This is a genomic window from Geodermatophilus sp. SYSU D01045, assembly GCF_054050295.1.
In genome coordinates this window covers 106,381-133,308 of the sequence record NZ_JBJGZB010000010.1, presented here as the reverse complement: position 1 = coordinate 133,308, position 26,928 = coordinate 106,381, and the positions used below count along the sequence as shown (strand labels likewise).

Sequence of the window (26,928 nt, the reverse complement as noted above, 5' to 3'; positions counted from 1 at the left end):
GCGGACAGGGGAGTGGGCATCGCAGCGAGCGCCAGCGAGCGAGGAGCGGAGCGACCCGCGGGAGCGACCGACTAGTGGCGCCGGCACCGGACGTCCCCGCGCTCGTCGAGGGGGTGCTCGGCGGCGACCGCCGGTCGCTGGCCCGGGCGATCACGCTGGTGGAGTCGCGCCGCGCCGACCACCGCGAGCGGGCGCAGGAACTGCTGGTCGAGCTGCTGCCGCACGCGGGGAACGCCCGGCGGGTCGGCATCTCCGGAGTGCCCGGGGTGGGGAAGTCGACGTTCATCGACCAGCTCGGCGTGGACCTCACCGGCGCCGGTCACCGGGTGGCGGTGCTCGCGGTCGACCCGTCGTCGGCACGGTCGGGCGGGTCGATCCTCGGCGACAAGACCCGGATGGCGCGCCTCGCCGTCGACCGGAACGCCTTCATCCGGCCGGCGCCGACCGCCGGGACGCTGGGCGGGGTCGCGCAGGCGACGCGGGAGTCGATGGTCGTCGTCGAGGCGGCCGGCTACGACGTCGTGCTGGTGGAGACCGTCGGCGTCGGGCAGTCCGAGGTCACCGTCGCGGAGATGGTCGACTCGTTCCTGTTCCTCACGCTGGCCCGCACCGGCGACCAGCTGCAGGGCATCAAGCGCGGCATCCTCGAGATCGCCGACGTCATCGCCGTCAACAAGGCCGACGGGCCGGCCGCCGCCGACGCGCGCAAGGCCGCCCGCGAGCTGGCCGGGGCGATCCGGATGCTGCGCGGGCACTCCGAGTGGGACGTGCCGGTGCTCACCTGCGCCGGGCTGACCGGCGAGGGCCTGGCCGAGGTGTGGGCGAAGCTGGTCGAGCACCAGGACCGGGCGCGCGCCTCGGGCGCCTTCGACGAGCGGCGCCGCGCGCAGCAGGTGCGCTGGACCTGGCAGCTGGTGCGGGACGGGCTCGAGCACCGGCTGCGGGCCCACCCGGCGGTGCGGTCGCTGGCGCCGGAGCTGGAGAAGGCGGTGCTGGCCGGCGAGCTGACCCCGGCCCTCGCGGCCCGGCAGGTCCTGGAGACCTTCCTCGGCGACTGAGCCGTTCTGCGGGCCGTCCCCAGGCGCGCGCCCGTGCACAGCATCCCGGCGAGCGGTGGGGGTCAGAAGGCGGAGCGGCAGTCGCGGGCGCGGAGCTCGGCGAGGTAGTCGTCGGGCGCGCCGGCGGCCTCGGCGGCGTCGGCGATCGCGCCCAGGTGCCGGGCCGAGGGCAGCCCGCCCTCGAAGGCGTCCAGCGCGTAGACGTAGGCGACGACGTCGCCGCCGAGGGTGTGCACCCGCAGGTTGAGCTTGCGGTACAGGCCGCGGTCGGCGCCCTCCCAGCTGTCGAGCGCGCGCTCGTCGGCGGGCGTGAGGTCGTAGAGCGCGACGAACACGCCGGGCGCCTCGCGGTCCTCGGCGGGCACGAGGGTGGCCAGCGCGCCCTCCCAGCCGTACTCCTCGCCGCCGAAGGCGAGCCGCCAGCCGCGGATCCAGCCGGTGCCGACGTGCGGGGAGGACGGGCAGCGGCGCAGCATCTGCTCGGGGTCCATGTTGGACCCGTACGCGGCGTAGAGACCCATCGCCGACCGAGCCTACGGCCGGTGTGGCCCGCGCGACCCCGTGAGCCTGCCGACACCGCCCGCCCGGGCTGGGAGGATGGACGGCGAACCCCCGGTCCACGACGCAGGAGACCCGCATGACCCGCATCGTCATCATCGGCGGCGGCCCGGCCGGCTACGAGGCCGCGCTGGTGGCCGCCTCGCTCGGCGCGCAGGTCACCGTCGTCGAACGCGACGGCCTCGGCGGGGCCAGCGTCCTCACCGACTGCGTGCCCTCGAAGACCTTCATCGCGGCCGCGGGCACCATGACGTCGGTCCGCGACTCCAGCGTCCTCGGCCTGCGCGGCGCCGACCTGGCCACCGTCGGCCTGGACCTCGCCTCGGTCAACGCCCGGGTGAAGGGCCTCGCGGTCGCCCAGTCCGCCGACATCCACGCCCGGCTGGAGGCCGAGGGCGTGCGCCTGGTGGCCGGGCAGGGCCGGCTCGCCGACGACGTCCGCGGCCTGGTCGAGCACCGCGTCGAGGTCCTCGACCGCGACGGGGGCGTGCGGGAGACGCTCGAGTGCGACGTCGTCCTCGTCGCCACCGGCGCCGACCCCCGCGTGCTGCCCGGCAGCGAGCCCGACGGCGAGCGCATCCTCGACTGGCGCCAGCTCTACGACCTCGACGAGCTGCCCGAGCACCTCGTCGTCGTCGGGTCGGGCGTCACCGGCGCGGAGTTCGCCTCCGGGTACCTCGAGGCGGGCGTGCCGGTCACCCTCGTCTCCTCCCGCGACCAGGTGCTGCCCGGGGAGGACGCCGACGCCGCCGACGTCATCGCCGAGGTCTTCCAGGCCCGCGGCGGGCGGATCGCCGAGCGCGGCCGCGCGGCCAGCGTCACCCGCACCGAGAAGGGCGTGCTGGTCGAGCTCACCGACGGGCGCACCGTCGAGGGTTCGCACGCGCTGATGACCGTGGGCACCGTGCCGAACACCGCCGGGCTCAACCTCGAGGCGTGCGGCGTGGAGCTGCGCGAGTCCGGCCACGTCGTCGTCGACCGGGTGTCGCGCACCAACGTGCCCGGGATCTACGCCGCCGGCGACGTCACCGGCGTCTTCCAGCTCGCCAGCGTCGCGGCCATGCAGGGCCGGATCGCCATGTGGCACGCGCTCGGCGAGGCGGTGCAGCCGATCCGGCTCAAGACGGTGGCCGCCAACGTGTTCACCCACCCGGAGATCGCCACGGTCGGCGTGCAGGAGAAGACGCTGCCCGAGGGCCACGACCTCGACGTCGTCCGGCTGCCGCTGGCCACCAACGCGCGGGCCAAGATGAGCGACCTGCACGCCGGGTTCGTGAAGCTGTTCGCCCGCAAGGCCACCGGCGTCGTCGTCGGCGGGGTGGTCGTGTCGCCCGGCGCCAGCGAGCTGATCCTGCCGATCGCGCTGGCGGTCACCAAGGGCCTGACCGTGAGCGACCTCGCGCACACCTTCGCCATCTACCCGTCGCTGTCGGGCTCGATCACCGAGGCCGGCCGGAGGCTGATGGGGGCCGACGCGCTGGCGTGACGCGTGTGACGGCCGGGGCGGCCGGGACGGGGCCGCCGGGGCGGGTGTGACGCGTGCGGTCCCGGGTGGTGCACCTGGGACGCCGGCCCGCCGATGCCGGGAGGGATGCACGCCTCCCGAGTCCTGTCGCGGTCCCTCCCGCGGGTCGTCGCCCTCGCCGGCGCCGTCGTCGCGCTGTGCGCCGGCCCCGTGGCCGTGGCCCACGCCGGCGACGCCGGCGCCACCAGGGTGGTCGGGGAGCTCGTCCAGGCCTGGCCGGAGACCTCGCTCGAGGGCCAGCACGCGGGGGAGTCGCACGAGCAGCCGCTGACCTTCGTCGAGGGCGCCGACGGCACCTCGGTGCGCGTGCCGACCGACGCGGTCGCCGGCATCGACGTCGGCAGCACCGTCGAGGTGACCGTCGGCGGCACCGCCGACGACGAGGCCACCGAGGACGGCTACGAGCCGGCGCTCGAGGTGCTGGACACGCAGGTCGTGCGCACCGCGCGGGCGGCGACCACGGTCCCGGCCGGCTCGGTCACCAACCAGGTCACCGTCGCGATGGTCGCGCCCGCCGGCGGCACCCCGGACGGCACCGCGCTCGCGGACGTCGTCGACACGGTCAACGGCGACGTCGCGGCCTTCTGGGCGCAGCAGACCGCCGGCGCGGTGACCGTCGGGGTCACCGCCGCCCACGACTGGCTCACCACCGCCGCCGGCTGCGCCGACCCCACCGCGCTGTGGGACGAGGTCGCCGCGCGCGTCGGCTTCCAGGCCGGGCCCGGCCGGCACCTGCTGCTCTACGTCAGCAGCCGGCCGCAGGACCTGCCCGGCTGCTCCTACGCCCTGGGCCAGGTCGGGGCGAACCCCGCCTCGGGCGGGCGGCTCTACGTCCGCGACGACCTGGCCTCGGTCATCGCCCACGAGCTCGGCCACAACTTCGGTCTCGGCCACTCCAGCGCCCTGCAGTGCGACGGCACGGTCGAGACCGGCACCTGCCGCACCGCCGCCTACCGCGACTTCTACGACGTCATGGGCGTCTCCTGGGACCGGGTCGGCACCCTCACCGCCGCGCAGGCCGACCGGCTCGGCGTGCTGCCGGCCGCGGCCGTGCAGGCCGCCGGCGAGGGGACGACGACGGCGACGCTCGCGCCGCTCGGCGGTGCCACCGGCACCCGCGTGCTGCGCCTGACCGACGCCGCCGGCACCGACTACTGGCTGGAGAACCGCACCGCCGTCGGCCGCGACGCGTGGCTGGCCTCGGACAACCGGTACCGGCTCGACAGCGGCGTGCTGCTGCACCGCGCCGACGGCATGCCGGACACCTCGCTGCTGCTCGACGGCAGCCCGTCGGCCGCGGCCGGCTGGGAGGCCGACCTGCAGACGGCGCTGGTGCCGGGCGTTCCGGTCGCCGTCGCCGGCGGCACGCTCACCGTCACCCTCGACGCGGTCACCCCGGCCGGCGCCACGGTGACCGTCGTCCGCACGTCCGTGGCGGCCGGCGCGCCTTCCCCCGCGCCGGCCGCCCCGGAGCCGCAGGTCCTGGCCGGCAGCCCCGGGACGGCCGCCCCGGCGCCCGCCGCCGCCCCGGCCGCGCCGCCGGCGCCCGCCGTCGCGCCGGTCGCCCCGGCGCCCGCGGCCGAGGACCCCGCCCCGGTCGCCGCGGCGCCGGTCGAGGCAGCCGCCACGGAGGCCGCCGCCACGGACCCCGCCGGCCGCGGCTGGGCGGCGCCCGCGATCGCGGCCGGCGGCGTCGCCGGTCTCGGCGGGACCGTGCTGGCCACCCGGCGGGTCCTCCCGCGCCTGCGCCGCGGCTGATCCCCCTCCCGGGAGGGGTCCGGTTCGCGCGCGGACACGCCGATGGAGGAGCCAGTGCCGCGACCGACGGCCCACGACCAGGAGTAGTCCGTGCACCTCGCCCCCCGCCCGCGGGTCCTCGCCGCCGCGGCCCTCACCGCCGTCCTCGTCCCGCTGGTGGGGACGGGGCCGGCCCTCGCCGACGACGCGCCGGCCGTCGGCGACACCGTCGTCGGCGAGCTGGTCCAGGCCTGGGCCGAGCACGCGGACCCGGAGGAGGCGGCCGAGCACGCCGAGGACGCCCTGCTCAGCTGGGTGACCGAGGCCGACGGCACGAGCGTCCGCGTGGACACCGGGGACGTCGACGACGTCCCCGTCGGCGCGACCGTCGAGGTGACCCTGGGTGAGGAGGTGCCCGCCGAGCCGGGTGCGCCCGCGGGTGCCGAGCCGGTGCACGAGGTCCTCGACGCGGAGGTCGTGGCGCCCGCGGAGGCCGCACCGGTGGCCCCCGCCTCGGCGCCGTACACCAACGAGGTCACCGTCGTCCTGGTGGCGCCGAAGGGGACGTCCCCGGACGCCACCACGGTGCAGCAGGTCGTCGACGAGGTGAACGGGCCGGTCGCGGACTTCTGGGAGACCCAGAGCGACGGCGCGGTGCGCATCCACGCCACCGCCGGCCGGGAGACGTGGGTCTCCACGACCGCGGTCTGTGACACGTCCTCGGCCATGTGGACCGCGGTCGCCGGCGAGATCGGCTGGACCGCCGGTCCCGGGCGGCACCTGTTGCTCTACGTCCCCGGCTATCCGGCCGGCATGCCGTCGTGCGCCTACGGCCTGGCCCAGGTCGGCTCCGCGCCCGGCGGCGGCGGGTCCCTCTACGTCCGCGGCGTCCGGACCTCGGTCATCGCCCACGAGCTCGGCCACAACTTCGGCCTCGGCCACGCCTCGGCGGTGCAGTGCGACGGTGCCGTCGAGACCGGCACGTGCCGGACCGTGTCCTACGGGGACTGGTACGACGTCATGGGCGTCTCGTGGAACGAGGTCGGCTCGCTCAACGCCCCGCACGCCGCCCGGCTGGGCTTCCTGCCCTCCTCGGCGACGGCGAGCTCCACCGCGGCGGACCAGGGCGGCAGCTGGTGGCTGTCGCCGCTCGGCGGCCGCAGCGGCACCCGGGTGCTGTCCCTGGTCGGGAACGACGGCGTCCGCTACTGGCTGGAGTACCGGGCCGCCGTCGGCCAGGACGCCTGGCTCGACCCGGGGACCGGGTACGGCTTCGAGCCCGGGGTGCTCGTGCACGTCGACGGGCCCGGTCCGCGCAGTGACACCTCCGTGCTGCTCGACGCCACCCCGTCGGCGCAGGCGGGGTGGGACGCCGACGAGCAGACCGTGCTGCCCGCGGGCGGGGAGGTGACCGTCGGCGGCCTCGCCATCCGGGTCTCCAGCGCGACGGCGACGGGCGCGGCGGTCAGCGTGCTGCGCGGTGTCCCGGTGCCGTCGGCCGACAGCCCGATCACGGTCCTGCACCGCGACCTCGGGGGCGACGGCGGCCGCCTCGGCGCGCCCGTGGGCCCCGAGCAGTGCGACCTGCGCGACGGCGGCTGCGCCCGCTCCTTCGTGGGCGGCGTGGTCACGTGGTCCCCGGCCACCGGGGCACGGGTGCTCGAGGGCGCGATCCTCCAGCAGTGGATCCACGCCGACGGCCTCGCCGGCGTGATGGGCTACCCGGTGGGTGACATGGTCTGCGGCCTGGTGCGCGGCGGCTGCGGGCAGCAGTTCCAGGGCGGCTCGATCTACTGGTCCCCGGCCACCGGCGCGCACGCGGTGACCGGCGGCATCCGCGGCTACTGGGCCGGGACGGGCTGGGAGTGGGGCTGGCTCGGCTACGCCACTGGCGACATGAGCTGCGTCGACGGGCGCTGTACGCAGTACTTCGAGGGCGGCGTCGTGGCCTGGACGGCGGTCACCGGCACCCACGGCACGGGCGGTGCCATCGCCCAGCGGTGGTTCGTCACCTGGCACTCCCAGGGGATCGGCATGCCGACGACGGAGATGGTCTGCGGCCTGCCGCGCGGCGGCTGCGGGCAGCAGTTCCAGGGCGGCTCGATCTACTGGTCCCCGGCCACCGGCGCGCAGGCCGTCTCCGGGGCGATCCGCGGCTACTGGACCGGGCAGGGCTGGGAGCGGGGTCCCCTCGGCTACCCGCGCAGCGACATGACCTGCACGGACGGGTACTGCCTCCAGGCCTTCGAGGGCGGACGGGTGACCTGGTCGGGTGCCACGGGCACGCACGGCCTGTTCGGCGGGATCGGCGAGTACTGGTTCTTCCGGCGCACCACCCAGGGGCTGGGTCTGCCGACGACGGAGATGTGGTGCGGCATGGTCCGCGGCGGGTGCGGCCAGCACTTCGCCGCCGACTCCTCGGTCTACTGGTCCCCGGGTACCGGCACCAACGCCGTCGGCGGCGCGATCCGCGGCGCCTGGGCGGGGCTGGGTTGGGAGACCGGCCGGCTCGGCTACCCGGTGTCGACGATGACCTGCCGCAGCGAGTGCGCGCAGAGCTTCGAGGGTGGCCGGGTGACCTGGTCGCCCTGGGCCGGCACCCAGGTGGTCCTCACCCGCTGACGACGACGGCCCGGCGGGGATCCCGCCGGGCCGTCGTACGCGTGGGGGAGGGCGGTCAGGCCGTCGACCCCTCGGCGTCGGCGATGGTGCAGATGACCGCGCCGCTGGTGACGGTGGCGCCGACCTCGGCCGACAGGCCGGTCACGGTGCCCGCCTTGTGCGCGGTGAGGGGCTGCTCCATCTTCATCGCCTCGAGGACGACGACGAGGTCACCGGCCTCGACCGTGTCGCCCTCGTCGACGGCGACCTTGACGATCGTGCCCTGCATCGGCGAGGTCAGGGAGTCGCCGGACACCGCGGAGCCGCCGTGGCCCGAGCCCCGCTTGCGCGGCTTGGCCCCGCCACCGGCGGCCACCGGCGCCCCGCCGCCCGCGGCCAGCCCGGCGGGCAGGGAGACCTCCAGCCGCCGCCCGCCGACCTCGACGACGACGGTCTGCCGCGACGCCTCCTCCTCGGCTCCGGCCGGCGCGGCGCCGTACGGCTGGACCCGGTTGTCCCACTCGGTCTCGATCCAGCGGGTGTGCACGGTGAAGGGCTCGCCGGTGAACGCCTCGTCGCGGACCACCGCGCGGTGGAACGGGACGACGGTCGGCATGCCCTCGACGACCAGCTCGTCCAGCGCGCGGCGGGCGCGCTGCAGCGCCTCCTCGCGGCTGGCGCCGGTGACGATCAGCTTGGCCAGCATCGAGTCGAACGCGCCGGCCACCTCGCCGCCGGTCTCGACGCCGGAGTCCCAGCGCACGCCCGGGCCCTGCGGGATCTCCAGCCGGGTGACCGGGCCGGGGGCCGGCATGAAGTTGCGGCCGGCGTCCTCGGCGTTGATCCGGAACTCGATGCTGTGCCCGCGCGGGGCGGGGTCCTCGGTGATCTCCAGCGGCAGCCCCTCGGCGATGCGGAACTGCTGGCGCACCAGGTCGATGCCGCTGGTCTCCTCGCTGACCGGGTGCTCCACCTGCAGGCGGGTGTTCACCTCGAGGAAGGAGATCGAGCCGTCGACGCCGACGAGGTACTCGACGGTGCCGGCGCCGTGGTACCCGGCCTCCCGGCAGATCGCCTTGGCCGACTCGTGGATGCGCGCCCGCTGCTCGTCGGTGAGGAACGGCGCCGGGGCCTCCTCGACCAGCTTCTGGTTGCGCCGCTGCAGCGAGCAGTCGCGGGTGCCGACGACCACCACGTTGCCGTGCGTGTCGGCCAGGACCTGCGCCTCGACGTGCCGCGGCTTGTCGAGGAACCGCTCGACGAAGCACTCGCCGCGGCCGAAGGCCGACACGGCCTCGCGGACGGCGGAGTCGAACAGGTGCGGGATCTCCTCCTCGGTGCGGGCGACCTTCAGGCCGCGCCCGCCACCGCCGAACGCGGCCTTGATCGCCACCGGCAGGCCGTGCTCCCGGGCGAAGGCCAGCACCTCGTCGGCGCCGGAGACCGGGTCCTGGGTCCCGGGCACCAGCGGCGCGCCGGCCCTGGTGGCGATGTGCCGCGCGGCGACCTTGTCCCCGAGGGCGACGATCGACTCGGGGGAGGGGCCGATCCAGGTGAGCCCGGCGTCGAGGACGGCCCGGGCGAAGTCGGCGTTCTCCGACAGGAAGCCGTAGCCGGGGTGGACGGCGTCGGCGCCGGAGCGCTCCGCGGCGTCGATGATCTTCTCGATGACCAGGTAGGAGTCGCCGGGCGTCGTCCCGCCCAGGGCGAAGGCCTCGTCGGCGACGCGCACGTGCAGGGCGTCCCGGTCGGGCTCGGCGTAGACCGCGACGCTGGTCAGGCCGGCGTCCCTGCACGCACGAGCGACGCGGACCGCGATCTCCCCGCGGTTGGCGATCAGGACCTTCTTCACCGGGCTGCTCCCTCGTTCGTGGACCGCTCGGACTGTAGCCAGGAAGCGGCGGCGCACCGGCGGCAGGGCCGCACGCGCAGCGGCGCCCGGGGAGGAGGCGCGGAGCTCAGACGCCGGCGGTCTCGGCGTCCGGCCCGGGCCGCGGCGGGAGCGCACGCGGACCCACCACCCGCCGCCACAGCCGGGCGCCGCGCCCGCGACCGGCGCCGGCGGGGTGCGCGGAGACGTGGGCGGCGACGTGGGCGGCGACGTGCGCGGCCGGGACCCGCGGCTCCGGGACGGCCGGCGGCTCCACCACGGGCTCGGTGGCCGGCCCGGCCACCGGCTCCGCGACGGGCTCCGCGGCGGGCTCCGCGGCGGGCTCCGCGACGGGCTCCGGAGGAGGCGGCGGGCCGACCGGCAGCAGGGCGGCCATCGCGTCGAGTGCGGCGTCGAGCAGTTCGGCCGGGTCGGCCTCGCGGTCGTCGTCGCCGCCCCGGGCGGGCACGCGGAGGTCCTCGAGGTCGCCGGTGACGGTGCAGCCGAGGCCGGCGAGCTCGGCGACGGCGGCGTCGGCGGCCGCCACGACCCACGCCCGGTCGCTCGCGGGCAGGGTCAGCCGGACCGACCCCGGGCGGCCGGCCAGGGCGCCGACCGCGAGACCGTGGGTGATCCGCGAGGCGTAGAGGGGCCAGCCGACGCCGTAGCCGAGGCGCTCGTTGAGCCGGCGCAGCACCTCGCTCTCGGCCCGGCCCAGCGACTGGTTGCGCCGACCGCCGGGCAGCGTGGCCACGGCCGGGTCGATCCCGACGACAGCGGCGAAGCGCTCCCAGAGCAGGCCCGGGTCCGCGCCCTGCGGCGGCACCGTGACCACGTGCACGCGGTCGGCGGGCAGGCCGGCGGCCCAGCGGCGCAGCACGGCCGGGACGTCCTGCCGCAGCCAGAAGGCCTCGGCGTGGCCCTCGGTGGTGTCGGCGGCGGGCCGCTGCTCGTCCGGGCGGGCCGGGTCGGGGCGGACCATCTCGAGGAAGTGCCCGAACGGCAGGAAGTGCCGGTTCTTCACGTCCTCCTGCCAGACGGCGGGCAGCTGCCGGGCGAGGTCCCGGACCGTGACGACGACGTGCACCTCGGCGAAGTCGAGGTCGGCCAGCGCACGGGCGGCCTCCTCCTCGCCGAGGTCACCGAAGAGCTCGTGCGAGATGACGGTGGTGCCCTCGTGGGCCCGTGCGGCCTCGACGAGGCGTCCCCAGGCCCCCGCCACGCCGGGGTCGACGTGACCGTGGAAGCTGCGCTGCCGCGCGTCCAGTACGGCGTGGAAGTGGGCGGCCGGGTGCTCACCCGGGTACAGGACACCGGCCTCGGCCAGCGCCGGGCGGGACTCCCAGAGCAGCTCCTGCAGGAAGGTGGTCCCGGACTTCGGGGTCCCGACGTGCAGGAGGACGCGCGGGCTGGGGCGTTCCGTCACCCCGTCATCGTCGGCACCGGTCCCGCCGGTCACCGGGGACGACACGGCCCCGGCCCGGCCGCGCCGTCGCACGGGGTGACCGGCGGCGCGCCCGCCCCATCCGTCACGCCGCGCCGGGTGGGGACCGTTCCGTCCTCTGCCGACTCCGTGGTCCCAGCGGTCCCACCCGTCGCTGCTCTCCCGTCGGGGACGGCGCCGTGCGCTTCCATGACAGCGTGACCGCGAGTCTGCGAGACGAGCACCCGGCGGTGCGCCCCGCGCGACGGCGCCTCCGCGGGTGGTGTGCCGCTCTGGCGCTGGCGGCGCTGGCGACCGTGCTGGTCGTCGTGCCCGGGCACCCGGCGGATGCCGCCTGGGTGCCGGCGAACGCGACCCAGCTCGTGACGGTGGAGGTCCCCACCGCGACGTCGACGACCGGCAGCCTGCGCGCGTGGGAGCGGACCGCGTCCGGGTGGCGCCTGGTGTTCGGGCCGGTGCCCGCGCGCGTGGGTGCCGCCGGTGTCGGCCAGGCCCGCGAGGGGATCTCCGTGACGCCCGCCGGCACCTACCCGCTGACCGGTGGCTTCGGCCGCCAGCCGAACCCGGGCACCGCGCTGCCGTACTTCCAGACCGACGAGCTCGACTGGTGGGACGGCAACCCGAGCTCGCCCACCTACAACACGCACGTCCGCCAGGCGGCCAGCCCCGGCGGGGCGAGCGAGAACCTGTACCGGACCGGCGCCGTCTACGACTACGCGGTCACCATCGGCTACAACCTCGCGCGGGTGCCCGGTGCGGGGTCGGCGATCTTCCTCCACGTCGCCAACAGCTCGGCGACCGGCGGGTGCGTCTCGATCGAGCGCAACGCCCTGGTCACCCTCATGCGCTGGCTGCGCCCGGACGCGGCGCCGCACATCATGGTGAACGTCGCACCGGTGAAGAACGCCGTCGCCGACAGCTGGTACGCGGCCGGCGGCCAGGCCTCGCTGCTCGGCCTGCCCACCGGCGCCGAGCGCGCCGTGGGCGACGGCCGCGGCGCCACGCAGGACTTCGAGGGCGGCACGGTCGCCTGGTCGGGGGCCACCGGCGCCCACTGGGTGGTCAACGGCATCGCCCGCTCCTGGTGGGCCACCGGCCGCGAGCGCGGCCGGCTCGGCTACCCGGTCACCGACGAGGTGGCCACCGTCGACCGCAGCGGGGCCTTCACCTGGTTCCAGGACGGCGCGGTGTACTGGTCGGCGCCGAGCGGGACGCACTGGATGACCGGCGGGATCCTCGACGCCTGGGTCCGGCAGGGCTACGAGCAGGGCCGCCTGGGCTACCCGGTGACCGACGAGCTGGCCACCGCGGACGGGCGCGGCGCGTTCTCCTGGTTCCAGCGCGGCGCGGCGTACTGGTCGGCGTCCAGCGGCACCCACTGGATGACCGGCGGGATCCTCGACGCCTGGGTCCGGCAGGGCTACGAGCAGGGCCCCCTCGGGTACCCGGTGACCGACGAGCTGGCCACCGCGGACGGGCGCGGCGCGTTCTCCTGGTTCCAGAACGGCGCGGCGTACTGGTCGGCGTCCAGCGGCACCCACTGGATGACCGGCCCGGTCCTGGACGCCTGGATCCGGCAGGGCTACGAGCAGGGCCCGCTCGGCTACCCGGTGAGCGACCCCTACGCGTACGCCGGGGGGACGCGGGTCGACTTCCAGGGCGGCTCGCTGGTGGCCGACCGGTCGGGGGCCGTCACCCGGGTCTGAACGCCACCTCGCCGGGGCGGGAGCCCCGCCGGTCCGCGGTGACCGGCGGGCTCCCGCCGTCCGTGGTGGACACGGGACCGACACCGGCGCGGTCGTGCCCAGGAGCCGGAGGGCCGGCCGCCCCAGGCGGGGGAGGGGAGGGCTCAGCCGCCGCAGCGCAGGTCGAGGTCGACCTCGCCGACGCCGGTGTCCTGGCCGAGCAGGGTCGTGGTCACGACGAGCCGGGGGCCGTCCACGCGGTACTCGCCCTCGGACAGGGGCGTCCGCTGCTCCACGTCGCCGTCGAGGACGGTGAGGACGACGCCGTCGGGACCGGCGGCGACCTCGAGGGTCGCGGTGTCGACCGAGCCGGTGACCGCCGTCCGTCCGGCCTCCGGGTGGGTGCAGGCGCCCGTCAACGGCCCGGCCAGCCGGCCGAGGCCCTGGTACCGGACGTCGACGGTGCCGGAGGCGGCCCCCGCGGGGAGTGCGGCGAGCGCGTCGGCGACGTCGGCGCCGGCGGCCGGCGGGACGGTGGCGGCGGCGGGCGCGGGGGAGCCGGCGGGCGTCGCGTCGTCGCCGTCGGCCGTGCAGCCGGCGAGGGCGAGCAGCAGCAGCGGAGCGAGGGCCAGGCGTCGCACGGTCACGGGGTGCTCCCGGCGGCCGGTGCACCGGCCGCGGCGTCCGTGCCGCTGCCCGACGGTGTCGCGGGCACCTCGGAGCCCGCTCCGGTCGTCGCGGACCCGGCGGCCCCCGGGCCGGCCGTCCCCGTCGGGGTGGCGGTCGGCGTCGGGGTGGCGGTCGCGGACGGCGCCGGGGGAGCCGACGGTGTCGCGGGCGTCGTCGGTGCCGAGGAGGTCGTCGGCGCCGCGGGCGTCGTCGGTGCCGCGGTGGTCGAGGGGGCCGCAGGCGCCGCCGGGGCGGGCTGCGCCGCCGCCGTAGCCACGGCGGGGACCGGGCGGACCTGCCCGGTGGCCCGGTCGAGGAGGAGCGTGCCGCCCTGGAAGCTCACCTGCGTGCCCCCGGCGACCGTCTGCGGGTCGCTGAGGGGGTAGCCCAGCGGGCCCTGCTCGTAGCCCTGCGCGATCCACGCCTGGAGGATCGGGCCGGTGAGCCAGTGCGCCCCGCTCGACGCCGACCAGTAGACGGCGCCGTCCTGGAACCAGCCGAAGCGGCCCTGCCGGTCGGCGGTGGTCAGCGGGTCGGTGACCGGGTAGCCCAGCGGCCCCTGCTCGTAGCCCTGGCGGATCCAGGCGTCGAGGACCGGGCCGGTCATCCAGTGCGTCCCGCTCGACGCCGACCAGTACGCCGCGCCGTCCTGGAACCAGGTGAAGGCCCCGCTGCGGTCGACGGTGGCCAGCTCGTCGGTGACCGGGTAGCCCAGCGGGCCCTGCTCGTAGCCCTGGCGCACCCACGCCTCGGCGATGCCGTTCACCACCCAGTGGGAGCCGGTGGCCGCCGACCAGTACACGGCGCCGTGCTCGAACCAGTTGAAGGCGCCGCGCCGGTCGGCCGTGGGGAGCTCGTCGGTGACCGGGTAGCCCAGCGGGCCCCGCTCGTAGCCCTGCGCGATCCACGCGGCGAGGTTGCCGTTCACCACGGCGTGCGCACCGGTCGCACCGGACCAGTAGACCGCGCCGCGGTCGAAGTACTGGAAGGCGCCGCGCCCGTCGGCGACCGCGCGCTCGTCGTCGACCGGCATGCCGAGGGCGCCGGCGGCGCCGCCGAGGCGGGTCCAGGTGTCGGCGATGGCGTTCTGCACCCGGGGGATGCGGCCCTCGGGGAACATGCGGGCGACGGCGCCGGTGATCGAGGCGTCGGCGTGCGCCGCGCCCAGGCCGGAGGGCTCGCGGGTCAGCACGACGACGACGTAGCGGCCGTCCGGGCCGACGAAGCCGGTCGAGTGGCGGAAGACCTGCCCCTCCACGCAGCACATCCAGCCCTGCTTCTGGCCGATGACGGCCTCGCCGGGCAGGCCGTCGCGGAGGCCGAACCACTGGTGGTAGCCGTCGGTGCCGTCGGGCGTGGAGGCCCGCAGCTCGTCGACGAGCCAGCGGGTGGAGGCGGGGGACAGGCCGCCGGTGCCGTCCAGCAGGCGCTGGTAGTAGACGGCCGTGTCGTGGGCGGTGATGCGGACGTTGCCCCAGTACCGCAGGTTCGTCGTGCCGGCGGTCTCGGCCATGCCGTACCGGGCCGCGACGTCGGTGACGATCCCGTTCTGCCCGAAGGCGACCCAGAAGCGGTTGGCCGGCGCGTTGTCCGACGACCGCAGCATGCGCGACATGTCGGCGAGGTCGGTGCCGCTGAGGGCGATGTGCCCGAGGTCGCGCCGCCGCAACAGGCTGTCGGCGATGAAGACCTTCATCACCGAGGCGGAGTAGAAGTGCTGGTGGGCGATGCCGCCGTTGTCCCGGTACTGGCCCGTAGCCCGGTCGAGGAGCGCGATGCCGATCGTGGTGCCCCGGTCGGCGGCGAAGGTGCTGCCGGCGGCCACACGGTCCTGCAGGTGGTCGGCCCGGGCCGCCCAGCCGATGCCGAGGACGCCCGCGACGACGAGCGCCACGACCAGCGGCAGACGCAGGTGGCGCCGCAGGCGGGTCCTCGACGGCGCCGGGACGACGCGGCGGGCCCGCTCCGGCGGCCGCGGCACGGTCACCGGGTCACCGGCACCGCGTGCCGGCCGGAGGCCTGCCGGTGGACCGGCAGGGGGACGGCGGGGAGCGAGAGGCCGGACCCGTGGCCGCTCGCGGCGACGGGGGAGCGGTGCGGCGGCGCCGGGACGTCGACCCGCGGCAGCCGGGTGGTCGCGTGACCGGGCACGGGGGCGGCCGCCGCGACCGGCGGTGCGTCGGGACGGCGCTCGGTGGCCCACCGGCGTGCCGCGGCGTTGACCGGCTTCTCGACCCAGCGGTGGAACAGCACGCCCGCGGTGACGGCGACGGCGACGGCGGCCACCAGGACCAGGTCGGCGACCGGCAGCGACAGGCCGGAGCGGCGGAGGACGGCGCCCAGGACGAGGAACACCGGCATGTGCACCAGGTACAGCGAGTAGCTGGTGTCGCCCAGGGTCCGGGCGAGCCGGCCGGCGCGGCCGGTCCCGCGGGTCCGGCCCAGCGGGACCAGCGCCAGGAAGAGCAGGAACAGCGGCAGGCCCCAGAGCAGGACGCGCCGGGCGCTGCCGCTGGCGTCGAGGACCGTCCACGCCTCGGAGACGGTGCCGAAGCCGACCACGAGCTCGGTGGCCAGCACCCCGGCGCCCACGGCGCCCAGGGCCCACCACAGCGGGCGGACCCGGTCGAGCAGCCCGGTCACCCACAGCTGGTAGGCGACGATGCCGAGGGCGAACTCGAGCAGGATCGGGTTGGTCGCCCAGCTGAGCAGCAGGTGCCCGGGCTGCAGCCACGCGCCGAGACCGACCGCCACGACGATCAGGGCCACGAGCAGCCCCGGCCGCCGCGCCAGCCCGAGGGCAACGAGGGCGGCGACGGCCAGGTAGAAGGTGAACTCGAACGACAGCGTCCAGCCGACGTCGATGACCGGGACGGTGTAGTGCTGCGCGTCCGCCACCGGCACGAACAGGACCGCGTTGGCCAGCGCCCGCCAGGGCAGCGGGTGCGGCTCGCCGGCGAAGGCCTGCAGGCAGATGAACAGCGCGCACGCGGCGAGGAAGGGCGGCGCGATCCGCAGCCAGCGCAGGACGAGGAAGCGCCGCGCTGCAGCCGCTCCCGACGACCCGGCGACCGAGAGCGCCATGACGAAACCGCTGATGACGAAGAACAGGTCGACGCCGATGGCGCCGAAGTTCTCGAGGTGGCCCAGCGGGATGATCCGCGACTGCCCGAGCGCCGGGTTCAGCAGGACCAGGTCCACCGCGTGGGCGAAGACGACGACGACGGCTGCGACGCCCCGCATGACCTGGACGCTGTCCAGCCTCGGCCGGCCGGTCCGCCCCGTCGCCGTCGCCGTCGTCCCCGTCCTCAACTCCACGGCGGGGACGGTAACCGGATCGTTACTCTCCGATGCTGGAACGCCACCGTGTGTCGCCGGAGGACCTGCTGGTGGTTTGTGCCCAAGTCCAGCGGCACCCGTTGTGCACGTGTGTCCCGGCGCCCCCGGGGACCGGGCGGACGGGGCTAGGGTGACGCGGGTGACGCGGGACACGAGCCGGCCGGCCGCGCCGCTCAACGCGGGCTTCGACGGGGACCCCGGCGGCTACGACGACCTGCGCGCCTGGGGGCACATGGCCCTGCGCCGGCACGACTACTTCGACGAGGTCGTGCGCGCGACCCCCGGGCCGGTGCTCGAGCTGGGGTCGGGGACGGGCACGCTGCTGCGCGCCCTCGCCGCACGGCACCCCGACCGCACCTTCCTCGGCGTCGAGCCGCTGGACGCCTACGTGGACTACGCCCGGGAGCGCGCCCACCGGGACGGGCTGGGCAACGTGCGCTTCGAGGTGGGCGCCGGCGAGGACCTCGGCGCGGTGGTGCCCGACCGCTGGGCCGGCCTCGTGCTCACCGTCGACACGCTGCACCACGTCGTCGACGGGCAGCGGGTGACCCGCGAGCTCGCCCGCGCCACCCGGCCCGGCGGCCGCTGGCGCGCGATGGAGCCCAACCGCCAGCACCCCTGGGTCTGGCTGTACCACGTCCTGACCCCCGGGGAGCGGACCTTCCCGCCGGGCCGCTTCCTCCGGGTGGCCGGGCAGGCGGGCTGGCGGCTGCGCGGGCGGGAGCGGATGTTCGTCGTCCCGAGCGGCACCCCGCCGCTGCCCGCGTGGGCCGCCCGGGCCGAGCGTGCGCTGGAGCGGCTGCCGGTCGTCTCCGGCGCCGTCGTGCACGACCTCGTGCGGAGCTGAGGTCGGTGCGGAGCCGAGGTCAGCGCCGCCAGAGGTCGGTGACCGTCAGCCCGCGGCGGCGCAGCTGCTCCCGCAGCGCGGCCAGCGACAGCCCGACCACCGACGCCGGGTCCCCCTCGACCCGGCGCACGAACGGGGCGCCGAGGCCGTCGAGGGTGAACGCGCCCGCGACCGCCAGCGGCTCGCCGGTGGCCAGGTAGGCCTCGACCTCCGCGGGCGTCGGGGTGGCGAAGTACACGACGGTCGAGGTGACGACGACGTCGCGGGACTCGACCGCGCCACCGCGGACGTCGAGCAGCGCCTGCCCGGTGTGCAGCACGCCCGAGCGCCCGGACATCCGCCGCCAGCGCTCCCGCGCCTCGGCGGCGTCGGCCGGCTTGCCCATCGGCTGACCGCGGAACTCCAGCAGCGAGTCCGCGCCCACCACCAGGGCGTCGTCCTGGTGCCGTGCGACGGCCGACGCCTTGGCCGACGCCAGCAGCGCGACCTGCTCGGCGACGCGCGGCGCCGTCACGGTGGTCTCGTCGACGTCGCTGACCACGACCTCGGGCGCGAGGCCGGCCTGGCGCAGCAGCGCCAGCCGGGCCGGCGACGCCGAGGCGAGCACCAGCCGGCGGATGTCACTCATGCGTACCTCCCGGACGCGCGCCAGGCGCCGGGGCCGGGCTGCAGCGGCTGCCGGTGCGCGTCGGCTCGGCTCGCCCACGCCCCGACCGGGGTCGGGCGCCGCCGCGGCCGGCGCTGCGCGAGCGCGGCCACGACGACGGTGAGGGCGGCGAGCTCCTCGTCGGTCGGCTCGCCGCGGACCACTCTCAGCAGCGGGCGCTGCTCCTCGCTCACAGGGGGATGCCCACTCACAGGGGGATGTTCCCGTGCTTCTTCGGGGGCAGCGTCTGGCGCTTGTTGGCCAGCAGCCGCAGCGCCTTGGTGATCTCGATGCGGGTCTCCGAGGGGCGGATCACCTGGTCCACGTACCCGCGGTCGGCCGCGATGTAGGGCGACAGCAGCGCGTCCTCGTACTCGGTGATGAGCTCCGCGCGGCGGGCGTCGGCGTCCGGGGCGTCGGCCAGCTCCCGCCGGTACAGGATGTTCACCGCGCCCTGGGCGCCCATGACGGCGACCTGCGCGGTCGGCCAGGCGAGGTTCAGGTCGGCGCCGAGGTGCTTGGAGCCCATGACGTCGTAGGCGCCGCCGTAGGCCTTGCGCGTGATGACCGTGATCTTCGGGACCGTGGCCTCGGCGTAGGCGTAGATCAGCTTCGCGCCGCGGCGGATGATCCCCTCCCACTCCTGCGACGTCCCGGGGAGGAAGCCCGGGACGTCGACGAAGGTGAGCACCGGGACGTTGAAGGCGTCGCAGGTGCGCACGAAGCGGGCCGCCTTCTCACTGGCGTCGATGTCCAGCGTGCCGGCGAACTGGGTGGGCTGGTTGGCCACGACGCCGACCGGCCGGCCCTCGACCCGGCCGAACCCGACCACGATGTTCGGCGCGAACAGCGCCTGCACCTCGAGGAACTCACCGTCGTCGAGCACGTGCTCGATGACGGTGTGCATGTCGTAGGGGGTGTTCGGCGAGTCGGGGACGACCGTGTCGAGCTCGTGGTCCTCCTCGGAGACGCCGTCCGGCGTCGTGTCGGCCGGGGCCACCTCGACGGCCGGCAGCGGGTCGAGGTTGTTGCTCGGCAGGTAGGACAGCAGCGCCTTGACGTAGTCGAGCGCGTCGGCCTCGTCCTCGGCCAGGTAGTGCGCGACGCCCGACTTGGTGTTGTGCGTGCGGGCGCCGCCGAGCTCCTCGAGCGTGACGTCCTCGCCGGTCACGGTCTTCACGACGTCGGGCCCGGTGATGAACATCTGGCTGGTCTGGTCGACCATCACGACGAAGTCGGTGAGCGCGGGGGAGTAGACGTGCCCGCCGGCCGCGGCGCCCATGACCAGCGAGATCTGCGGGATGACGCCGGAGGCGTGCACGTTGCGCCGGAAGATCTCGCCGTAGAGGCCGAGGGAGACCACGCCCTCCTGGATGCGCGCGCCGCCGCCCTCGTTGATCCCGATCACCGGGCAGCCGTTGCGGACGGCCAGGTCGAGGACCTTGACGATCTTCTCGCCGTAGACCTCGCCGAGGCTGCCGCCGAAGACGGTCACGTCCTGGGAGAACACGCACACCGGGCGGCCGTCGACCGTCCCGTAGCCGGTGACGACGCCGTCGCCGAAGGGGCGCCGGGCGTCCATGCCGAAGTTGGTGGAGCGGTGGCGGGCGAACTCGTCGAGCTCGGTGAACGAGCCCGGGTCCAGCAGCGCCTCGATCCGCTCGCGGGCGGTCATCTTGCCCGCCGCGTGCTGCTTCTCGACCGCCCGCTCGGAGCCGGCGTGCGTGGCCTCCTGGACGCGGCGCTCGAAGTCCGCCAGCTTGCCGGCGGTCGTGTGGATGTCGACGTCGCCGGGGACGTGGTCGCCGGCGCTCTCCAGTTCAGCCGCACTCACGGCCCGTAGCGTAGGGGAGTGCCCGACGCGCCCTCCGCCCGCTGGTCGGAGCTCGACCGCCCCCCGCTCGACGCCGCGGCGCTGCAGGCCGCCCTCACCAGGGACAGCCGGCTGTGGCGTTCGCTGGAGGTGGTCGAGGAGGTGGGTTCCACCAACGCGGTCCTCGCCGAGCGGGCTGCCGACGACGACGTGCCCGAGGGCGCCGTCCTCGTCGCCGAGCACCAGGCCGCCGGGCGGGGCCGGCTCGACCGGACCTGGACCTCCCCGCCGCGGGCCGGGCTGACCGTCTCGGTGCTCCTGCGGCCCGACGTCCCGGCCGCCCGCCGCGGCTGGCTGCCGCTGCTCACCGGTGTGGCGCTGGCCGAGGCCGTCGGCGAGGTCACCGGCGTGCGGACCTCGCTCAAGTGGCCCAACGACCTGCTCGCCGCCGACGGCGCCAAGCTCGCCGGGATCCTGGCCGAGGGGGTGGGGACCGCGGTCGTCGTCGGCACCGGTCTCAACGTCGGCACCCGCCGGGAGGAGCTGCCGCCCACCGGGTCGTCACTGACGCTGGTCACCGGCGCCCCGGTGGACCGCGGGCCGGTCCTGCTGGCCTACCTCCGGGCGCTCGAGCGGCGCTACACCGCCTGGACGGCGGCACTCGGCGACCCGGTCGCCACCGGCCTGGCCGCGGACTACCTCGCCCGGTGCTCGACGGTCGGCGCCGAGGTCGCCGTCACGCTGCCCGACGGCTCGACGCTGGCCGGCACCGCGACCGCCGTCGACTGGGACGGCCGCCTGGTGGTCCGCACCGACGACGGCACGGTGGAGCTGGCCAGCGGAGACGTGCAGCACGTCCGGACACGCCCCGCCGGAGCCTGACGCGCGCTCCGCGCTCGGTCATCCTGGCCGGGTGCCCTACCCCGACAAGCTGCTGGCCGACGACGAGGAGGTCGTCGTCCACCTGCACCCGCACTGGACGACGCTGTTCTGGCCCGTGGTCGCGCTCCTCGCCGTCGTGGGCGCCGGCTCCTACCTGGCGGCCCTCGTCCCCGCCGGCCGCCAGCAGGGCGTGCTGCGGATGGTCCTGCTGGGCGCCGTCCTCGTCGCCCTGGCGGCCCTCGTGCTGCGGCCGGTGCTCCGCTGGCGCACCACCCACCTGGTCGTCACCACGCACCGGCTGCTGGTCCGCTCGGGCGTCCTGTCCCGCCGCGGTCGGGACGTGCCGCTGTCGCGCGTCACCGACGTCACGTCCCGGCAGACGCTGCGGCAGCGGGTCGTGCGGTCCGGGACGCTGACCGTCGAGACCGCCGGGGAGGGCGGCCCGGTGGTGCTCGAGCGGGTCCCCGCCATCGACGAGGTGCAGCGGCTGCTCGCCACCCTGGTCGACGAGGACGACCGCGCCGCCGTGACGACGGCCCCGCGCGCGTGGGAGGACGGGGCGGACGACGGCCCCGGGTGGGACACGTGGTGACCGTGCCCGGGCACGACTGGCGGCCCCTGCCAACCTGATCTCGGGAGCTTCGTCGCTTTTCGGCTCGAGGGCGTTGCGGAGACCGGCCGTACCGTGGCCTGTGCAAGCGCTGGACAGCACCCTCCGACGGTTTGGTGGTTCCGTGTCACGTCGATCCGAGTCGGTCCCGCCTGCCCTCGGACCGTCGGCTGCCGCAGCGCCCGTGGTCGGCGGTGGTGGTGAGATCCGCTCGCTGACCGGGCTGCGCATCGTCGCGGCGCTGTGGGTGGTCGTCTTCCACTTCTGGTTCACGCCGGGCGACGCCTACCGCGCGGTGTGGGAGCCGCTGCAGCCCCTGGTCCACACCGGGGCACTGGGCGTGGACCTCTTCTACGTGCTCAGTGGCTTCGTCGTCACGCTGACCTACCTCGACAAGCTCGGCCCGCGGCCCTCCACCCGGCGCACGGTGGCCTTCTGGTGGGCGCGCTTCTGCCGCGTCTGGCCCGTGTACGCGCTGGTCACCACGGTGTTCGGCGGCTGGATCCTCTACAAGGCCAGCCGCACCGACGACCCCTTCCTCGTCTGGCAGACGGTGCAGCCCGACGTCACCGTCTCCTCGTGGCTGGAGCAGCTGGCCATGGTGCAGCTGTGGCACCAGCCCTACTTCGACGGCTCGTCCTGGGTGGGCGCGGCCTGGTCGATCAGCGCCGAGTGGCTGGCCTACACGCTGTTCCCGCTCACCGTGCTGGTGCTGTGGCGCCTGCGCCGGCTGCCCCCGGTCGTCACCGGCCTGCTCGCCGTCGCCTGCATGCTGCCGTTCGCCCTGCACTGCTACGCCACCGGCGAGGCCTACTTCCCGTGGAGCTGGCTGCTGCGCATCGGCGCGGGCTTCCTGGCCGGTGCGTTCACCTGCCTCGCCGTCCGGCGGATCCGGGTCACCCCGCGCGTCGAGCGGATCGCGGCCGTGGTCGCCGTGCTGGTCGTCGTGGAGGTCCTCGTCGGGCTCTGGTGGGGCTGGTGGCGCGGCCAGGGCGCCGGTGAGTTCGGCGGCGTCGTCGTGGTGTTCTTCCCGGTCCTCGTCGCCTCGCTGGCGCTGTCCCGCCGCGGGCTGAGCCGGGCGCTGTCGTGGCAGCCGCTCGTGCACGGGGGGCGGATCTCCTACAGCCTCTACCTGGTCCACGTGCCGCTGTTCGAGATCGCCTGGACGCACATGGGCTGGTACCCGGCGATCGGCCCGGGCAGCGGCCTGGGCACCCTGCTCGTCCCGCACCTGCTGCTGGCCGCCCTCGTCGTGGCGCACCTGGTCTACCGGTACGTCGAGGAGCCGAGCCGGCTGTGGCTGCGCCACCGCGGCCCCGGGCGCTGGACCCGCCTCCGCCGGGAGCCGGCGTCGGCGGCGGCCGGGACCGACCTGCCCGCGACGCCCGAGGCGTCGCCCCAGCAGGGGCCTGCGGACGGCGACGCCGAGGCGGCCGCCGGGTCCGCGGACGCCCCGCTCCCGTCGCAGCGCGTCGGCGCCTGAGCAGACCGTCCCGTTCCTGTCGTACCCCCGACCTACCCTGCGCGCCCATGCGACTGCTGCACACCTCGGACTGGCACATCGGGCGGTCGCTGCACGGGGCGGACCTGCTCGCCGAGCAGGAGGCGGTGCTGTCCGGGCTCGCCCGGGTCGTGGCCGAGGAGGGCGTCGACGCCGTCGTCGTGGCCGGTGACGTCTACGACCGGGCGGTGCCCTCGGCCGACGGGCAGGCGGTCCTCGACCGGGTGGTCGGCCGCCTGGTCGGCGCCGGCGCCACGGTGGTCCTCACCCCCGGCAACCACGACTCGGCGCGGCGGCTGGGCACCTTCTCCTCGCTGCTGACCAAGGCCGGGCTGCACGTCCGCGCCGAGACCGGGCGGCTGGACGAGCCGGTGCTGCTGGCCGACCGGCACGGCGAGGTCGCCGTCTACGGGCTGCCCTACCTCGAGCCGGAGATCGCCCGGCACGAGCTCGGCGTGCCGGACGCGCGCAGCCACGAGGGCGTCCTGCGGGCGGCGATGGACCGGGTGCGCGCCGACCTGTTCCTCCGCCCCGGCGCCCGCTCGGTGGTGCTCGCGCACGCCTTCGTCGGCGGCGGGGTGGCCAGCGACAGCGAGCGCGACATCTGCGTCGGCGGGGTGGACGTGGTGCCGGCGCCGGTGTTCGACGGCGTCGACTACGTGGCGCTGGGGCACCTGCACCGCCCGCAGACGCTGAGCGACCGGATGCGCTACAGCGGCTCCCCGCTGGGGTACTCCTTCGGCGAGGCCGGGCAGGACAAGCAGGTGTGGCTGGTCGACCTCGACGCCGGCGGGCTGGCCGGCGTCCGGTCCGTGCCGCTGCCGGCGCCCCGGCCGCTGACGGTGCTCACCGGCACCCTCGACGACCTGCTCGCCGACCCCGCCCACACCGCCGCCGAGGAGGCCTGGGTGTCCGCCCGGCTCACCGACCCCGTCCGCCCGGCCGACCCGATGCGCGCGCTGCGCACCCGGTTCGCGCACTGCGTGCACCTGGAGTGGATCGGCGGCACCGGCGGCGGCGACGGCCGCAGCTACCAGGAGCGGCTGCGCGGCCGGGACGACCTGGACGTCGCGGGGGAGTTCGTCGCGCACGTCCGCGGCGGGGTGGGCGTCACGGCCGCCGAGCGCGACCTGCTGGCCCGGGCGCTGGGCGCCGCGGGCCGCGAGGAGCTCGCCCGGTGAGGCTGCACACCCTCACCCTCACCGCCTTCGGCCCCTTCGCCGGCACCGAGACCGTCCGGGTCGACGAGGTGGCCCGCGACGGGCTGTTCCTGCTCTGGGGCCCCACCGGCGCCGGCAAGACCACGCTGCTCGACGCCGTGGTCTTCGCGCTCTACGGCACCGTCCCGGGCGCCCGCGGCGAGGCCCGCCGGCTGCGCAGCGACCACGCCGACGCGGCCACCCGCACCGAGGTCTCCTGCGAGCTGACCCTCGCCGGCGAGCGGCTGCTGGTGATCCGCCGCCCGGAGCAGACCCGGCCGAAGAAGCGCGGCACCGGCGAGACCACCGAGCAGGCGAAGCTCACCGTGCAGCGCCGGGCGGCCGACGGCTGGCAGCCGGTGAGCACCCGCATCGACGAGGGCTCGGAGTACCTGCGGGTGCGACTGGGCCTGTCGGCGGAGCAGTTCTGCCAGGTGGTGCTGCTGCCCCAGGGCGACTTCGCCCGGTTCCTGCGCGCCGAGCCCGAGGACCGCGGCCGGCTGCTGCGCACGCTGTTCGACGTCGACCGGTTCGCCCGCGCCGAGGACTGGCTGGCCGGGGAGCGGCGGGCCGCCGAGGAGGAGCTGCGCGCCGACCGGCACCGGGTGAGCACGCTGCTGCACCGCGTCGCCCAGATCGCCGACGTCGAGGTGCCCGAGGAGCTCGCCCCCGAGCTGGTCGGCGCCCGTCCCGGGGCCTCGGTCGGCGCCTGGGTGACCGGGGTGCGGGGCCGGGCGGCCGAGCGGCTGGTCCGCGCGACCGCCGAGGCCGAGGACGCCGCCGCCGCGAGCGCCCGGGCCGAGGCGGAGCTCGCCGCCGCCCGGGCGCTGGCCGACCGGCACGCCCGCCGCGACCGGGCCCGCGCCGAGCTGGAGCGGCTCACCGCCCGCGAGCCGGAGCTGGCGCCGCTGCGGGACCGGGCCGACGCCGGCCGCCGCGCCGAGGTGCTGCGCGACGTGCTGGACGCCGCCGGGCGCGCCGCCCGCGCCGCCGAGCGCGCCGCCGCCGGCCGGGAGGCCGCCGACGCCGCCTGGGCCGCGGTCTCCGGGGGGCGCCCGGCCGGCCCGGAGCCGGCGCGGGAGCTGCGCGACGCCGCCGCCGCGGTGCGGACGCTGCTGCCCGAGGCCGACCGCGCCGCGGAGCTGGCCGCCGAGGTCGCGCGCCTGGCCCGCGAGGCCGGACGGCTCGGCGACCGGGTCGCCGCCGGCGCCCGGGCGGTCGAGGAGGAGCCCGCCCGCGTGGCCGCGGCGCAGGCCCGGCTCGACGCCGCGCAGGCCGCCGCCGCCCGCCTGCCCGGCGTCACCGCCGCCGACGAGGCCGCCCGCGCCGCGCTGGAGGCGGCCACCCGCGCCGCGGAGGTCACCGGCCGGCTCGACCGCGCCGCCAAGGCCGCCGACGCCGCCCGGCTGGACTGGCTGGAGGCGCGCGAGCGGCTGGTCGAGGTGCGCACCGCCCGGCTCGAGGGCATGGCCGCCGAGCTCGCCGCCGGGCTGACCGAGGGCGCCGACTGCCCCGTCTGCGGCTCGACCGCGCACCCGCGCCCCGCGGTGCCGGCCGGCCCGGCGGTCACCGCCGACGACGAGGAGCACGCCCGCGCGGCCGTCGACGCCGCCGACGAGCGGCGCACCGCCGCCGGCCGGGCGGCCGAGGAGCTGGAGCGGCAGCTCGCCGTGCTGCGCGCGCAGGCCGGGGAGCTGCCGGCCGCCGAGCTGGCCGGGCGGGCGGCCGCCGCGGCGGCCGAGCGCGCCGAGGTGGCCGCGCTGGCCCGCGGGGTGGAGCCCGCCCGCCGCGAGCTGGCGGCGGCCGAGCAGCGGCGCGACGCCGCCGCCACGGCGCTGGCCGCCGACCGCGAGACGCTGCAGCGGGTCACCGCCGAGCACGACGCCCGCGCGCAGGCGCACGCCGAGCTGGCCGCCCGCCTGGACGCCGCCCGCGGGGAGGACCGCGACCTGCCTGCCCGCGTCGCGCGGCTCACCGCCGAGGCCGCCCGCTGCGAGGCCGCCGTCGCCGCCGCCGAGGAGGAGCGCCGCGCCCGCACCGCCGCCGAGGAGGCCCGGGCCGCCGCCGAGCAGCGCGCCGCCGCAGCCGGCTTTCCCGGGACGGCGGAGGCGTCGGTCGCCCTGCTGGAGCACGGCCGGCTGACCGAGCTCGACCGGCGGCTGCGCGAGCACGACGAGGCGCACGCGGTCGTGGTCGCCACCCTCGCCGACCCCGAGCTCGCCGACCTCGGCGAACGCCCCGACGTCGCGGCCGGGCAGCAGCGCTGCGCCGGGCTCACCGCCCGCCGCGAGGAGGCCGTCACCGCGCTCGACCAGGCCCGCCGCTGCGCGGACGCCCTCGACGCGCTCGCCGGCGACGTGGTCTCCGCCGAGGTCGAGCTGGCCGAGCGCCGGGCCCGCGCCGAGCAGGTCTCGGGCCTGGCCGACCTCGTCGGCGGGCGCGGCGCGAACACGCTGCGGATGCGGCTGCAGTCCTTCGTGCTCGCCGCGCGGCTCGAGCAGGTCGCCGAGGTGGCCAGCCGGCGGCTGCAGGAGATGTCCCGCGGCCGCTACACCTTCCTGCACAGCGACGCGCTGGGCCGCCACGGCGCCCGCGGCGGCCTGGGCCTCGACGTCCTGGACGAGTACACCGGCGTCCGCCGGCCGACGAAGACCCTCTCCGGCGGGGAGAGCTTCATGGCCTCCCTCGCCCTCGCCCTGGGCCTCGCCGACGTCGTCACCGCCGAGGCGGGCGGGGTCCAGATGGACACCCTGTTCGTCGACGAGGGCTTCGGCACCCTCGACGCGCAGGCGCTGGACGCGGTCATGGGCGTGCTCGACGAGCTGCGGCGCGGCGGGCGGACCGTCGGCGTCATCAGCCACCTGGAGGAGCTGCGCACCCGCATCCCCACCCGGCTCGAGGTCGTCGCGGGGCGGTCGGGCTCGCGGCTGGCCGGCTGACCCCC

Annotated in this window: 20 protein-coding genes; 11 read left to right on the top strand and 9 right to left on the bottom strand. The window is 76.7% G+C overall.

The genetic code is table 11. The features are described 5' to 3' along the window. The first annotated feature begins 74 nt into the window (after positions 1–74). On the top strand, positions 75–1,058 hold the full coding sequence (meaB, locus tag ACI798_RS10355; protein ID WP_456940885.1) for a methylmalonyl Co-A mutase-associated GTPase MeaB: 984 nt from the start codon (positions 75–77) through the stop codon (positions 1,056–1,058). 62 nt (positions 1,059–1,120) lie between these two features. Here the strand turns inward: meaB and ACI798_RS10350 are convergent, their stop codons facing one another. Next, on the bottom strand, positions 1,121–1,579 hold the full coding sequence (locus ACI798_RS10350; protein WP_457047879.1) for a gamma-glutamylcyclotransferase family protein: 459 nt from the start codon (positions 1,577–1,579) through the stop codon (positions 1,121–1,123). A gap of 68 nt (positions 1,580–1,647) precedes the next feature. Here ACI798_RS10350 and ACI798_RS10345 point away from each other — a divergent pair, with 68 nt between their 5' ends. From ACI798_RS10345 to ACI798_RS10335, 3 genes are all read left to right on the top strand, one after another. After that, the gene (locus tag ACI798_RS10345; protein ID WP_457047891.1) at positions 1,648–3,102 is read left to right on the top strand and encodes an NAD(P)H-quinone dehydrogenase; all 1,455 of its coding nucleotides are present in this window, start codon (positions 1,648–1,650) and stop codon (positions 3,100–3,102) included. A gap of 105 nt (positions 3,103–3,207) precedes the next feature. Further along, positions 3,208–4,899: a reprolysin-like metallopeptidase gene (locus ACI798_RS10340; protein WP_457047878.1), complete on the top strand. Its 1,692-nt coding sequence runs from the start codon at positions 3,208–3,210 to the stop codon at positions 4,897–4,899. Between the two features lie 90 nt (positions 4,900–4,989). Beyond that, a complete protein-coding gene (locus tag ACI798_RS10335) occupies positions 4,990–7,500 on the top strand; it encodes a reprolysin-like metallopeptidase (protein WP_457047877.1) in 2,511 nt (836 codons plus the stop codon). Between the two features lie 55 nt (positions 7,501–7,555). Here ACI798_RS10335 and ACI798_RS10330 read toward each other — a convergent pair whose 3' ends face one another. Together ACI798_RS10330 and ACI798_RS10325 are read right to left on the bottom strand one after the other, a co-directional pair. Beyond that, complete coding sequence (locus tag ACI798_RS10330; RefSeq protein WP_457047876.1) at positions 7,556–9,331, bottom strand: acetyl/propionyl/methylcrotonyl-CoA carboxylase subunit alpha; 1,776 nt, start codon at positions 9,329–9,331, stop codon at positions 7,556–7,558. A 106-nt stretch (positions 9,332–9,437) separates the two neighbouring features. Beyond that, entirely contained in the window at positions 9,438–10,775 is a 1,338-nt protein-coding gene (locus tag ACI798_RS10325) for a hypothetical protein (protein ID WP_457047875.1), read from the bottom strand. 215 nt (positions 10,776–10,990) lie between these two features. Here ACI798_RS10325 and ACI798_RS10320 point away from each other — a divergent pair, with 215 nt between their 5' ends. Next, the gene (locus tag ACI798_RS10320; protein WP_457047874.1) at positions 10,991–12,499 is read left to right on the top strand and encodes a hypothetical protein; all 1,509 of its coding nucleotides are present in this window, start codon (positions 10,991–10,993) and stop codon (positions 12,497–12,499) included. A gap of 143 nt (positions 12,500–12,642) precedes the next feature. On the opposite strand, the gene ACI798_RS10315 is transcribed toward ACI798_RS10320, so the two are convergent. Genes ACI798_RS10315 through ACI798_RS10305 form a run of 3 tightly spaced genes read right to left on the bottom strand, consistent with a single transcriptional unit; the run spans position 12,643 to position 16,465 of the window. Further along, on the bottom strand, positions 12,643–13,125 hold the full coding sequence (locus ACI798_RS10315) for a hypothetical protein (protein WP_456940892.1): 483 nt from the start codon (positions 13,123–13,125) through the stop codon (positions 12,643–12,645). Further along, positions 13,122–15,134, bottom strand: coding sequence for a serine hydrolase (locus tag ACI798_RS10310; RefSeq protein ID WP_457047873.1), 2,013 nt, complete (start codon positions 15,132–15,134; stop codon positions 13,122–13,124). Before ACI798_RS10310 ends, ACI798_RS10315 begins: the two co-directional genes overlap by 4 nt. Next, positions 15,131–16,465: an acyltransferase family protein gene (locus ACI798_RS10305; protein WP_457047872.1), complete on the bottom strand. Its 1,335-nt coding sequence runs from the start codon at positions 16,463–16,465 to the stop codon at positions 15,131–15,133. Before ACI798_RS10305 ends, ACI798_RS10310 begins: the two co-directional genes overlap by 4 nt. A 160-nt stretch (positions 16,466–16,625) precedes the next feature. Here ACI798_RS10305 and ACI798_RS10300 point away from each other — a divergent pair, with 160 nt between their 5' ends. After that, on the top strand, positions 16,626–17,333 hold the full coding sequence (locus ACI798_RS10300) for a class I SAM-dependent methyltransferase (protein ID WP_456940895.1): 708 nt from the start codon (positions 16,626–16,628) through the stop codon (positions 17,331–17,333). 19 nt (positions 17,334–17,352) lie between these two features. Here ACI798_RS10300 and ACI798_RS10295 read toward each other — a convergent pair whose 3' ends face one another. Genes ACI798_RS10295 through ACI798_RS10285 form a run of 3 tightly spaced genes read right to left on the bottom strand, consistent with a single transcriptional unit; the run spans position 17,353 to position 19,813 of the window. Continuing rightward, positions 17,353–17,961: a Maf family protein gene (locus tag ACI798_RS10295; RefSeq protein ID WP_456940896.1), complete on the bottom strand. Its 609-nt coding sequence runs from the start codon at positions 17,959–17,961 to the stop codon at positions 17,353–17,355. Further along, positions 17,958–18,173: an acyl-CoA carboxylase subunit epsilon gene (locus ACI798_RS10290; protein WP_456940897.1), complete on the bottom strand. Its 216-nt coding sequence runs from the start codon at positions 18,171–18,173 to the stop codon at positions 17,958–17,960. Before ACI798_RS10290 ends, ACI798_RS10295 begins: the two co-directional genes overlap by 4 nt. 14 nt (positions 18,174–18,187) lie before the next feature. Then, positions 18,188–19,813: an acyl-CoA carboxylase subunit beta gene (locus ACI798_RS10285; RefSeq protein ID WP_456940898.1), complete on the bottom strand. Its 1,626-nt coding sequence runs from the start codon at positions 19,811–19,813 to the stop codon at positions 18,188–18,190. Positions 19,814–19,831: 18 nt separating this feature from the next. On the opposite strand from ACI798_RS10285, the gene ACI798_RS10280 reads away from it, so the two are divergent. The 5 genes from ACI798_RS10280 to ACI798_RS10260 all read left to right on the top strand — a co-directional run bounded on the left by ACI798_RS10280 (position 19,832) and on the right by ACI798_RS10260 (position 26,923). Then, positions 19,832–20,674: a biotin--[acetyl-CoA-carboxylase] ligase gene (locus ACI798_RS10280; RefSeq protein WP_457047871.1), complete on the top strand. Its 843-nt coding sequence runs from the start codon at positions 19,832–19,834 to the stop codon at positions 20,672–20,674. A 31-nt stretch (positions 20,675–20,705) separates the two neighbouring features. Beyond that, positions 20,706–21,266: a PH domain-containing protein gene (locus ACI798_RS10275; protein ID WP_457047870.1), complete on the top strand. Its 561-nt coding sequence runs from the start codon at positions 20,706–20,708 to the stop codon at positions 21,264–21,266. Between the two features lie 202 nt (positions 21,267–21,468). Further along, a complete protein-coding gene (locus tag ACI798_RS10270) occupies positions 21,469–22,767 on the top strand; it encodes an acyltransferase family protein (protein ID WP_456940901.1) in 1,299 nt (432 codons plus the stop codon). 47 nt (positions 22,768–22,814) lie between these two features. Further along, the gene (locus tag ACI798_RS10265) at positions 22,815–23,966 is read left to right on the top strand and encodes an exonuclease SbcCD subunit D (RefSeq protein ID WP_457047869.1); all 1,152 of its coding nucleotides are present in this window, start codon (positions 22,815–22,817) and stop codon (positions 23,964–23,966) included. Continuing rightward, complete coding sequence (locus ACI798_RS10260; protein WP_457047868.1) at positions 23,963–26,923, top strand: AAA family ATPase; 2,961 nt, start codon at positions 23,963–23,965, stop codon at positions 26,921–26,923. The genes ACI798_RS10265 and ACI798_RS10260 overlap by 4 nt, the downstream gene beginning before the upstream one ends. The last annotated feature ends 5 nt before the right edge of the window (positions 26,924–26,928 follow it).